The organism is Elstera sp., from assembly GCF_044372965.1.
In the GTDB taxonomy this organism is placed as follows: Bacteria; Pseudomonadota; Alphaproteobacteria; order Elsterales; family Elsteraceae; genus Elstera.
Window position 1 is genome coordinate 1 of record NZ_JBILQX010000133.1, and the last position, 9,865, is coordinate 9,865.

Consider the following 9,865-nt stretch of genomic DNA (forward strand, 5'->3'; position numbering starts at 1 on the left):
TGCTCTCGCAGCAAGCGGCGTTCCAAAAACTCTCCGCCGAGGTCAAAGCCAAGCGCATGACCATTGAAGACGCGCAGCAGTGGATGGCGCAGATCAAAACCGTGGATCGGCGCATTGTCGAGTTTCTGGGCGAGGCGATTAAGAAGGCGGAAGACGTGATTCAACGCACAGGCGGGGCAAAGGCGGCGAAGCCGACCTTCGATCTTGCGCGGGTGCCGACAATCATGATGGCCATGCAGAACGCCCAGCAAGGCGGGGCTGCCGCGCGGGCCTAGGGGAATCGGGCGATTTTGGGGCCGTCGCCCGCAAAAACGGCAGATCAACCCCTCAGACGCGCCCTAAACTCTTCCTCCGCAGCCGCAAAAGACTTCGCTACACTCTCCAACAGAGTTAGCAGGTTCAAAAATGGGGTCGCGCGCGCATGGCATCGTTGGAACAACCAAAGCATCCTAAGGGTGCCCTGATTTGGGATTTGCCCACGCGGCTGTTTCACTGGCTCTTGGCCTTGCTAATTCTGGCGGCTTTTTTAAGCGAGGATAACCGCGACGTTCACCAACGCGTTGGGACGGCGATTCTTGTTCTGATTGTTTTTCGGCTGATTTGGGGCGTCATCGGTGGGCGCTATGCGCGCTTTACCAGCTTCCTGCGCGGCCCGAAAGCCGTTCTCGCCCATATCGACGAAATGCGCCAGCCGAACCCGCCCCAGCATATTGGCCATAACGCCGCCGGGGGCTGGATGGTGATCGTGCTGCTGCTGCTGGTGCTGACCCAGGCGATGCTGGGGCTGTTCAGCCACGATTTGATTATGTATAGCGCCCCCCTCGCCGGATTGATTTCGGACGATTTGAGCGCGCGCCTGACCACGGTTCACAAAATCCTCAGCAATGTCATTCTTGCCGCCGTGGCCCTGCATATCGGCGCGGTCGCGGTGTATTTCTTGTGGAAGAAGCAAAACCTTGTCCGCCCGATGCTGACCGGGCGACGCAACGACCTCACCGAGCTCGATTTACCGCCGCTCCGCCAGCGTGCACCCTCGCTGCTCTGGGCCGTCGGCGCGCTGATTGTTGCTATCGCCGCCGTGGCGGTTTTACTGTCGTTCGGAGAGTAAACCTGCCCTTCGCTTTTACCCGTGGCGAAATTGGGCAGATTAGGCTACTCCCAGCAGCTTCTATCGTCCTTTTCGCCAGGGGCCGCGCGCCCCGCCATAGATTGAGGCGGCGTTGATCGAACTTTCTGTCGTCGTTCCCGTGCTGAACGAAGCCGACAATATTCCCACGCTGGTGCAGGAAATCCGCACCGCGCTCGAAGGCCGCTTGGCCTATGAGATCGTCTATGTCAACGACGGCTCGACCGACCGCACGCCGGAAGTGCTGGCCGCCCTGTGCCGCGATTTGCCGAATTTCCGCGCCCTGCACCACGATAAGCGCAGCGGCCAATCCGCCGCCGTCCGCTCGGGCGTCAAGGCAGCCCACGGCCAATGGATCGCCACGCTTGATGGTGATGGGCAGAACGACCCCGCCGATATTCCCAATCTCTGGGCCAAAATGCAAAGCCTCGGCGGCGGCGCGGTGATGATTGCGGGCTGGCGGACCCAGCGCAAAGACGTGTGGTCGAAGCGCATCGCCTCCCGCCTCGCCAACCGCATCCGGGCAGGCTTGCTACGCGACGAGACGCCCGATACCGGCTGCGGGATTAAGCTCTTCCCGCGTGAGGTGTTTTTGGAGTTTCCCTACTTCAATCACTACCACCGCTATTTGGCCGCGCTGATGAAGCGCCAGGGCGGTAAAGTGGTGTCGGTGCCGGTCAATCACCGCCCGCGCGGTGCGGGCAAATCCAACTACGGGAATCTCGACCGGGCGCTGGTGGGGATCAGCGATCTCTTCGGCGTCGCCTGGCTACAACGGCGCGGCTCCATTCCCCGCGTGCGGGAGGAAGCATGAATCCGCTCGATTGGTTGAACGGTCTTTGGTCCGTTTTCGTCCATAATTGGGAAACCGATGGCGTTTGGATGCTCATCGGTTTCGGCGCGCAGGCCCTCTTCATGTCGCGTTTTATCGTGCAGTGGCTGCATAGCGAAAAGCAGAAGAAATCGGTCATCCCGACGGCTTTTTGGTGGATCAGCCTCGCGGGGGGCGGGTCGCTCTTCGCCTATGCCGTTCACCGGCAGGAACTGGTGTTCGCGCTCGGGCAGATCCTTGGCCTCGTCGTCTATATCCGCAATCTCACGCTGATTCGCGGCGAAAAGCGCCGCAATGCCGAAAGCTAACCCGTGAAAGACGCGCCGCGCCATTCCTTCGGGCTCGCGCTCAGCCTGCTGTTTTTCCTAACGGCGGTGCGGATGGTGGTTCTGTCCGGCGAATATTACCCGCTGCATGGGGATGAGGCGCAGTACTGGCTGTGGTCGAAAGATCTCGACTGGGGCTATTACTCAAAACCGCCGCTGCTGTCCTGGATCATTGCGCTGACCACCGCCATTTTGGGCGACCGCGAATTTGGCGTGCGCTTCGCCTCGCCGTTTCTGCATTTTGCGACAGCCCTGGTGATCTATCGCATCGGCGAAAAACTCTTCGAGCCGCGCATCGGTTTCTATAGCGCGCTCACCTACGGGCTGCTGCCGGCGGTCGCCTTCTCCAGCCTGATTATGTCGACCGACGTGCCCTTGCTGCTGTGCTGGGCTGTCGCGCTCTACGCTTATCTTCAGGTGCTAGAGCCCAAGCCGCAGCCGCGCTGGTGGCTGGTGCTCGGCGGCGCGGTCGGCCTTGGGATGCTGGCGAAATACGCCATGCTGTTCTTCCTCGGCGGCATGGCACTGCATATGATCCTGTGGCGGCGCGACCTGTGGATTAACCGCCGCCTGTGGGCGGCGGCGGCCTTCGCCCTAGTCGTTTTTTCCCCGAATATCTGGTGGAACGCTCAGCACCAGTTCGCCACCATCAGCCATACCGCCGCCAATGCCAATTTGGGCGGCTCGCTGATTCATCCGGCGAAATTGGCCGAGTTCATTGGCGGGCAGTTCGGCGTGTTCGGGCCGCTGCTATTCCCGGTGTTGGCCGTGGCGATTGCAGCGCTCCTCTTCCGCCCGATCCTCACCCGCCGCCTGCCCGATGAGCGCCTCGGGCTGCTGGCAGCCTTTGCCCTGCCGCCGCTCCTCGTGATGCTCACCGTCGCCTTCCTCTCCCGCGCCAATGCCAATTGGGCTGCAACCGCCTATGTCTCGGCCACGGTGCTGGTGGTGGCGCTGACCTTGGTCCGCGCCCGCTGGCGCTGGATTATCCCCGCCAGCCTCGCCCTGCACGGGCTGCTGATGGGGGTAGGTTACGCCTATCACGATCTCGCCAAGCTTGCGGGTGTTACCCTCACCCGCAAGACCGACCCGGCCTTAAAAGCCGTCATGGGCAGCCCCGCCTTGGGCAAAGCCGTGCGCCAAACGCTCCAGAAAATGCCCGGCGCGGTGCTGATGACCGACGAGCGCATGCTCTTCGCCCTCTTATCCTTCTACGTCCGCCCGCCCGCGCTGCAAGTGCAGTGGAACCCGGACGGCGTCATCCAGAACCATTTCGAGTTGACCACCCGCATCGAAGACTTCCGCCGCGACACCATCCTCTACGTCACCCGCCAGGAAACCCCGGACGCGCTGACGCGGTTTGAAACGGCGGAGCCCGTGGGCAGGATCACCATTCCGCTGGCGAAGGATTATGCGAAGGTGTTTTTCTTATTTCGGGTGCAGGGGTTAAAGGGGTAGAGCCCTTCTTGACAGGCTTTGCCAAACGGCGGCGTGATAGTCCGCAGAGGTGACGCATGGCAACAATGAATGTGTCTTTGCCCGCGCCGATGAAGGAATGGGTAGAGCAGCAAAGCAAAGGCGGGCGCTATAGCAACGCCAGCGACTATGTGCGCGACCTTATTCGCCGCGACCAAGCCCGCGCCGCGAAAATCGATGCGCTGCAGGCGGGTGTCACCGAAGGGCTGGAAAGCGGCGTTTCTGAAAATTCGATGGCGGATATTCGAGAAATTGCCCGGCAAAAAGCGGGGTTGCGCTGACGTATCGGCTCACCCGCGCCGCCGAAGCGGATTTGATCGACATTTATATCGCGGGGGTTCAACAGCTCGGCCCGCGCCAAGCCGACCAATACCATGCGCGCTTGACCGGGGCGTTTCAGCACCTCGCGGAGTTTCCCGAACTCGCACCGCGTCGCTGGGAACTTGATCCCCCTGTACGCGTGCATCCCGTCGGCGCGCATATCGTGCTGTATCAGGAACAGGCCGACGGCTCGATTCTCATCATCCGTGTTCGCCACCGCCGAGAGGATTGGCTGACCGATCCAGGCGATGTGGACGTTTAACGACGCAGGGGGACGCGCTTCAGGCGCGCCCCTGCTGCCTTCGTTTTACGCCGCCATCTTATCCAATTCACGCACCAGGGTTTCCCCCATGGTCGAGCAGGACACGCGGGCGGTGTTCGGGCCCATGATGTCGCCGGTGCGGATGCCCGAGGCCAGCACGGTTTTGACCGCTTTTTCGATCAGATCGGCGTCTTCATCCATATCGAACGAATAGCGCAGCATCATGGCGAAGCTGAGGATGGTGGCGAGCGGATTGGCGACGTCGCGGCCCGCAATATCCGGGGCCGAGCCGTGGACGGGCTCGTACATGGCTTTGCGGCGGCCCGAAGCGTCCGGCGCGCCGAAGGAGGCCGAGGGCAGCATCCCCAGCGAGCCGGTGAGCATCGCGGCGCAGTCCGAGAGAATATCGCCGAAGAGATTATCGGTCACGATCACGTCGAACTGCTTCGGCGCGCGCACCAACTGCATGGCGCAATTATCGGCGTACATATGCTCCAACGTCACGTCGGTATAATCCGAATCGTGCAGCTTCTGCACTTCCTCGCGCCACAGCACGCCCGATTCCATCACATTGGCCTTTTCGACCGAATGCAAACGGCTCTGGCGCTTGCGGGCGAGTTCGAAGGCGACCTTGGCGACGCGGATGATTTCGTTCGTCGTATAGACTTGCGTATTCACGCCCCGGCGTTGGCCGTCCGGCAGGGTGGTGATGCCGCGCGGCTCGCCGAAGTAAACGCCGCCGGTGAGTTCGCGGACGATGAGAATATCAAGATCGCGCACCAGCTCCGGCTTCAGGGCCGAGGCATCGACGAGACCGGGATAGACCACCGCCGGGCGTAGGTTGGCGAAAAGGTCCATTTCCTTGCGAAGACGCAACAAGCCGCGTTCCGGGCGCTTATCGTAGGGAAGCTGGTCCCACTTTGGCCCACCGACCGCGCCAAGCAACACGGCATCGGCGCTCAGCGCGTCGGCCATCGTTTCGTCTTTCAGCGGCGTGCCGTGGGCCTCATAGGCTGCCCCGCCGACAAGACCCTCGGTCACATCGAAGCTGACCGAGCGGCGCTTGGCCATCCAATCGATCACGCGGCGCACTTGGCGCATGACTTCCGGACCAATCCCGTCGCCCGGTAGAATAAGAAGCGATTTATTCGCAGTCATTGACTGTTCCTCTCCCGAACAATTCTAAATTAAGAAGCGAACAGCCAGGGCTGGCTCTTTTTGGTTGCTTCTTCGTAAGTATCGATCTTAGCGCCTTTGACCAGCGTCAGGCCAATATCATCGAGCCCTTCCAGCAAACATTTCTTGCGGAAGGCATCGACTTCGAAGCTCACCGTCGACCCATCCGGGCGGGTGATGGTCTGGGTTTCAAGATCAACGGTCAGGCGGGCGTTCGCGCCGTTGCGCGCATCGTCCATCAGCTTATCGACTTCGGCCTGGGGCAGAACGATGGGCAGAATGCCGTTCTTGAAGCAGTTATTGTAGAAAATATCGGCGTAGCTCGCGGCGATGATGCAGCGAATGCCGAAATCGGCCAGCGCCCAGGGGGCATGCTCGCGGCTAGAACCGCAGCCGAAGTTCTCGCCGGTCACGAGAATGCTGGCCTGCCGGTAAGCGGGCTGGTTCAGCACGAAGCCGGGGATTTCCTGGCCTTCCGGGGTGAAGCGCATTTCATCGAACAGGTTTTTCCCCAGGCCGGTGCGCTTGATGGTCTTCAGGAACTGCTTCGGAATAATCATATCGGTATCGATATTAATCAGCGCCAGCGGGGCTGCGATTCCGGTGAGCGTGGTGAAAGGCTGCATTATGGGTCTCCAGGGCGGGCGCTACGCGGCGCGCGCGACAACATGGGTCGAAAGAAGACGATCGTAGAGGGGGGCTTGACCAAAAAACACCAGGGGCCAGGACCAGATCAGCAAAAGCTTGAGCGGCGCGCGTAAAGCGGCAAGGGGGAAGCCCAGAGCCTCCCCGCTCAATCGCCGCACTTCGAGCCCCAGGGCCGATTTACCGAAGGTCTGAAAGCCCAAGGCGCGTTCCAGCCGCGCGAAATAGAGCCAGGGCAGGCCGATCAGCATAATCCGCGCGCCCCAAAAGGCCACGGCCTGCTTCTCCTCATCCGAGGCGGTGCCGACGGCAATGGCGACGCTCAAGACGAGCGTCACCACCACGACAATCAGCACGACCGCCAGCAGGTCGATCAGACCCGCCAGCAGCCGCCGCCCTGGGTTTGCCATCGGGCTCATTCCGCGCCCTTAGCCGACGAGCGCGCGCACGTCGGTCAAACGGCCCGTGACCGCCGCCGCTGCCGCCATCGCCGGACCGACGAGATGGGTGCGCCCGCCCCGGCCCTGACGGCCTTCGAAATTGCGGTTGGAGGTGGAGGCGCAGCGTTCGCCCGGCTCCAATCGGTCCGCATTCATGGCAAGGCACATGGAGCAGCCCGGCTCGCGCCATTCAAACCCGGCGTCGAGGAAGATCTTATCGAGCCCTTCTTGTTCGGCCTGTTCCTTGACCAGCCCCGAGCCCGGCACGACCATCGCCGACACGCCCGCCGCAACCTTGCGGCCCTTGGCGACTTCGGCGGCGGCGCGCAAATCTTCAATGCGGCCATTGGTGCAGGAGCCAATGAAGACGCGATCCACGGTGATTTCGCTCAGCGGCGTTCCCGCCGTTAGGCCCATATAAGCGAGCGAGCGTTCAATCGCGGCGCGCTTGCCCGCATCGGCCACATCTGCCGGGTTCGGCACGCTCGCGGTGATCGGCGCAGCGTCTTCCGGGCTGGTGCCCCAGGTGACGAAGGGCACGAGCTTGGTCGCGTCGAGGATGATTTCCTTGTCGTAATGCGCGCCTTCATCGCTGGGGAGCGTTTTCCAATAGGCGACGGCCTGTTCGAACGCGGCACCCTTAGGCGCGTAGGGGCGGCCCTTGAGGTATTCGAACGTGGTTTCGTCCGGGGCGATCAGCCCGGCGCGCGCGCCGCCTTCGATGGTCATATTGCAGACCGTCATGCGGCCTTCCATCGAGAGCGCCTGAACCGCCTTCCCGGCAAATTCTATCACATAGCCCGTGCCGCCGGCGGTGCCGATGGTGCCGATGATGGCGAGGATCAGATCCTTTGCCGTCACGCCCGGCGGCAAATCGCCTTCCACCGAAATGCGCATATTCTTGGCGCGCTTCTGCACCAGGGTTTGCGTGGCGAGCACATGCTCGACTTCCGACGTGCCGATGCCAAAAGCCAGCGCGCCGAACGCGCCGTGGGTGGAGGTGTGGCTATCGCCGCAGACAATCGTCATGCCCGGCAGCGTGAGCCCCTGTTCCGGCCCCATGATGTGAACGACGCCCTGACGCACATCGTCCATACCGAAGTAGCTGACGCCGAAATCCTTGGCATTATCGGCCAGGGTTTCGACTTGCAGCCGCGATTCCGGATCGGCGATGCCTTGGCTGCGGTCGGTCGTCGGCACATTATGATCGGCGACGGCGAAGGTTGCATCCGGGCGGCGCACCTTGCGGCCCGCAACGCGCAGGCCTTCGAATGCCTGCGGGCTGGTGACTTCATGCACCAAATGCCGGTCGATATAGAGCGTGGTGGTGCCGTCCGCCGCCGCATCGACGACGTGGCTGTCCCAAATTTTGTCGAACAAAGTGCGCGCCTGCGCCATGGCCCGATCCCTTCAAAATAGTTTTCTGGTTGGTGGCGATCAAACGGCGCTTAGGCCCGCAGGGCAAGTTGAATTATCTTAAGCGGGTCTGTAGATTTTCTCATGCCCTTTCGCCAACGCCACCGCCGCTTGCCGCCGCTGAATGCTTTACGGGCCTTCGAGGCTGCTGCGCGCCACCTGTCCTTCTCGGCGGCGGCGGAGGAGTTGAATGTCACGCTCTCGGCCGTCAGCCACCAAATCCGCCATTTGGAGGAGGTTTTGGGGGTGCCGCTCTTCCTGCGCTCGCCGCGTGGGTTGCGCCTGTCGGAAGAAGGGGCGCTGCTGCTGCCCGGCTTCACGCTCGGCTTCGATCATCTGGCCGAAGCGGTGGCGAAACTCGCCGACCGCAAAACGGAGGGCGTGATTGCGATTAGCATGCTCTCCACCTTCGCCATGCATTGGTTCATTCCGCGCTTACCGCATTTCCAGGGCCTGCACCCCGATATCGACGTGCGCATCGCCACCAGTTCCAACCCGACCGAGATCGACCGCGACGGGTTCGACTGCGCAATCCGCTACGGCAAGGGGGAGGAGTGGCCGGGGCAAAGCGTGACGCGCCTCTTCGCTGAAACCCTGGTGCCCGTCTGCACCCCCGTCCTCGCCCAAAGCCTGGTGACGCCCGCCGATCTGATGAAAGTGAAGCGCCTCCACGCGCGATTACGGCGGGATGATTGGGCGCTGTGGGCGGTCGCGGCGGGACTCATCAGCGCGCCCGGCTTCGAGCCCAGCGCCGGACCGATCTTCGATACACGCTCGCTGGTCATCCAGGCAGCTCTGCAAGGCTTGGGCGTCGCCGTGCTCGACCCGATCCTGGTCGCCGATCATCTCGATACCGGGCGGCTGGTGCGGCCCTTCGATGTCTCGTCCTTGCAAGGCGGGGCCTATTGGCTGGTTTGCCCCCCGGCGCGAGCGGAAACGCCGCGACTGCGGGCGCTGCGAAGCTGGTTGTTGGAGGAGGCGGCAGGGACGCTCATCTTATAATCAATACCAGATATACACAGACTCGGGTTCGTATTAGACTCGTAACGTTGGAAGAGGAGTGCGAACCTTGGCGCGAGCCGACCAGATTCCGAGCGATTTGACCTTGGAAATTACTGAGAACCTATCGCCTGATCGGTTCATTGAGGCCGTGCGCGCGTTTTTTGGCTATATAAAAGAGATTAGCGCTTCCGTTACTCAGGAAGATCCTGATTGGATCGTGCGGGTTAAGGAAGGCAGCCAACTCATTGGGGTTGACCCACGCGCCAATTTCCCGCGCCCAATCCTCCATGCCCGTGCCAGGATAGGGGTCAACGCGCTTGTCTTGGGTAATCTGGACGACGCGCAGCTAACCGATAGCGCGCTCAAAAATTTACAAAAACTTTCCGAGATTTCCCTGAAATCAAAAAGTGCGGGTTTACCAATTCGTTTGTGGGTGGAAAAAAAACCCATTGAAATAAAAAAAGAAATCGCAACCCTCATCGAGAAGGATTGGCGCATAGAGTATCGTGACGCTGGTACTCTTGATGGTCGATTGGAAGCTATTCAGGATAAATCCGGCTTAAGTTTCAGCGTCCGCGATCCGGTTTTTAGTCAGGCTATTCGCTGTTTTTTTCCGGAGGCCCTTTTGCCGAAAGCTCTGACCGCGTTCCGAAAGCGCGTCGAGGTTTCAGGGATCATTCACTACCGGAAGAATGGGAAGCCCGTTCGGATAGACGTAGCCGACATCGAACTTCTCCCTGACGATGCAGATTTGCCAAGTTTAGCAGACGTGCGGGGTATTCTGAGGCAAAGCGCATGATAAGAGAGTTGATCTATTGGGATAGCGCAGCTTTTTTAGCCTAT

The 9,865-nt window shown here is 61.2% G+C and carries 13 protein-coding genes; 9 read left to right on the forward strand and 4 right to left on the reverse strand.

All coding sequences use genetic code 11. The features are described 5' to 3' along the window. From ACIQ36_RS14715 to ACIQ36_RS14745, 7 genes are all read left to right on the forward strand, one after another. The coding region (locus tag ACIQ36_RS14715) for a hypothetical protein (RefSeq protein ID WP_395830594.1) at positions 1–275 on the forward strand (275 nt) is incomplete at its 5' end. A gap of 146 nt (positions 276–421) precedes the next feature. Beyond that, a complete protein-coding gene (locus ACIQ36_RS14720) occupies positions 422–1,108 on the forward strand; it encodes a cytochrome b/b6 domain-containing protein (RefSeq protein ID WP_395830596.1) in 687 nt (228 codons plus the stop codon). 112 nt (positions 1,109–1,220) lie between these two features. Next, complete coding sequence (locus tag ACIQ36_RS14725; RefSeq protein ID WP_395830598.1) at positions 1,221–1,940, forward strand: glycosyltransferase family 2 protein; 720 nt, start codon at positions 1,221–1,223, stop codon at positions 1,938–1,940. Continuing rightward, positions 1,937–2,266, forward strand: a complete 330-nt coding sequence (locus ACIQ36_RS14730; protein ID WP_395830600.1) for a lipid-A-disaccharide synthase N-terminal domain-containing protein — start codon at positions 1,937–1,939, stop codon at positions 2,264–2,266. Before ACIQ36_RS14725 ends, ACIQ36_RS14730 begins: the two co-directional genes overlap by 4 nt. Before the next feature lie 3 nt (positions 2,267–2,269). After that, positions 2,270–3,742 carry an ArnT family glycosyltransferase gene (locus ACIQ36_RS14735; protein WP_395830602.1) on the forward strand — a complete coding sequence of 491 codons (1,473 nt, stop codon included), beginning with the start codon at positions 2,270–2,272 and terminating at the stop codon, positions 3,740–3,742. 56 nt (positions 3,743–3,798) lie between these two features. Then, positions 3,799–4,041 carry a type II toxin-antitoxin system ParD family antitoxin gene (locus ACIQ36_RS14740; RefSeq protein WP_395830604.1) on the forward strand — a complete coding sequence of 81 codons (243 nt, stop codon included), beginning with the start codon at positions 3,799–3,801 and terminating at the stop codon, positions 4,039–4,041. Beyond that, positions 4,038–4,343: a type II toxin-antitoxin system RelE/ParE family toxin gene (locus ACIQ36_RS14745; RefSeq protein ID WP_395830618.1), complete on the forward strand. Its 306-nt coding sequence runs from the start codon at positions 4,038–4,040 to the stop codon at positions 4,341–4,343. Before ACIQ36_RS14740 ends, ACIQ36_RS14745 begins: the two co-directional genes overlap by 4 nt. A 45-nt stretch (positions 4,344–4,388) precedes the next feature. On the opposite strand, the gene leuB is transcribed toward ACIQ36_RS14745, so the two are convergent. Genes leuB through leuC form a run of 4 tightly spaced genes read right to left on the reverse strand, consistent with a single transcriptional unit; the run spans position 4,389 to position 8,002 of the window. Next, complete coding sequence (leuB, locus tag ACIQ36_RS14750) at positions 4,389–5,501, reverse strand: 3-isopropylmalate dehydrogenase (RefSeq protein WP_395830606.1); 1,113 nt, start codon at positions 5,499–5,501, stop codon at positions 4,389–4,391. A 29-nt stretch (positions 5,502–5,530) separates the two neighbouring features. Beyond that, positions 5,531–6,145, reverse strand: coding sequence for a 3-isopropylmalate dehydratase small subunit (gene leuD, locus ACIQ36_RS14755; RefSeq protein WP_395830608.1), 615 nt, complete (start codon positions 6,143–6,145; stop codon positions 5,531–5,533). Positions 6,146–6,166: 21 nt separating this feature from the next. Beyond that, a complete protein-coding gene (locus tag ACIQ36_RS14760; protein ID WP_395830610.1) occupies positions 6,167–6,583 on the reverse strand; it encodes an RDD family protein in 417 nt (138 codons plus the stop codon). Between the two features lie 9 nt (positions 6,584–6,592). After that, entirely contained in the window at positions 6,593–8,002 is a 1,410-nt protein-coding gene (leuC, locus tag ACIQ36_RS14765; protein WP_395830612.1) for a 3-isopropylmalate dehydratase large subunit, read from the reverse strand. 102 nt (positions 8,003–8,104) lie between these two features. On the opposite strand from leuC, the gene gcvA reads away from it, so the two are divergent. Both gcvA and ACIQ36_RS14775 read left to right on the forward strand, forming a co-directional pair. Further along, positions 8,105–9,022 (forward strand): transcriptional regulator GcvA, encoded by a 918-nt coding sequence (gene gcvA, locus ACIQ36_RS14770; RefSeq protein ID WP_395830614.1) that lies wholly within the window; start codon positions 8,105–8,107, stop codon positions 9,020–9,022. Positions 9,023–9,089: 67 nt separating this feature from the next. After that, positions 9,090–9,821: a hypothetical protein gene (locus ACIQ36_RS14775; RefSeq protein ID WP_395830616.1), complete on the forward strand. Its 732-nt coding sequence runs from the start codon at positions 9,090–9,092 to the stop codon at positions 9,819–9,821. Positions 9,822–9,865 lie beyond the last annotated feature (44 nt).

Excerpts from the sequence above, each read along its gene's own strand:
- ACIQ36_RS14720 (WP_395830596.1), top strand. The coding sequence starts at position 422 with ATGGCATCGTTGGAACAACCAAAGCATCCTAAGGGTGCCCTGATTTGG.
- ACIQ36_RS14730 (WP_395830600.1), top strand. The coding sequence starts at position 1,937 with ATGAATCCGCTCGATTGGTTGAACGGTCTTTGGTCCGTTTTCGTCCAT.
- ACIQ36_RS14740 (WP_395830604.1), top strand. The coding sequence starts at position 3,799 with ATGGCAACAATGAATGTGTCTTTGCCCGCGCCGATGAAGGAATGGGTA.
- leuB (WP_395830606.1), bottom strand. The coding sequence starts at position 5,501 with ATGACTGCGAATAAATCGCTTCTTATTCTACCGGGCGACGGGATTGGT.
- leuD (WP_395830608.1), bottom strand. The coding sequence starts at position 6,145 with ATGCAGCCTTTCACCACGCTCACCGGAATCGCAGCCCCGCTGGCGCTG.
- ACIQ36_RS14760 (WP_395830610.1), bottom strand. The coding sequence starts at position 6,583 with ATGAGCCCGATGGCAAACCCAGGGCGGCGGCTGCTGGCGGGTCTGATC.
- leuC (WP_395830612.1), bottom strand. The coding sequence starts at position 8,002 with ATGGCGCAGGCGCGCACTTTGTTCGACAAAATTTGGGACAGCCACGTC.
- gcvA (WP_395830614.1), top strand. The coding sequence starts at position 8,105 with ATGCCCTTTCGCCAACGCCACCGCCGCTTGCCGCCGCTGAATGCTTTA.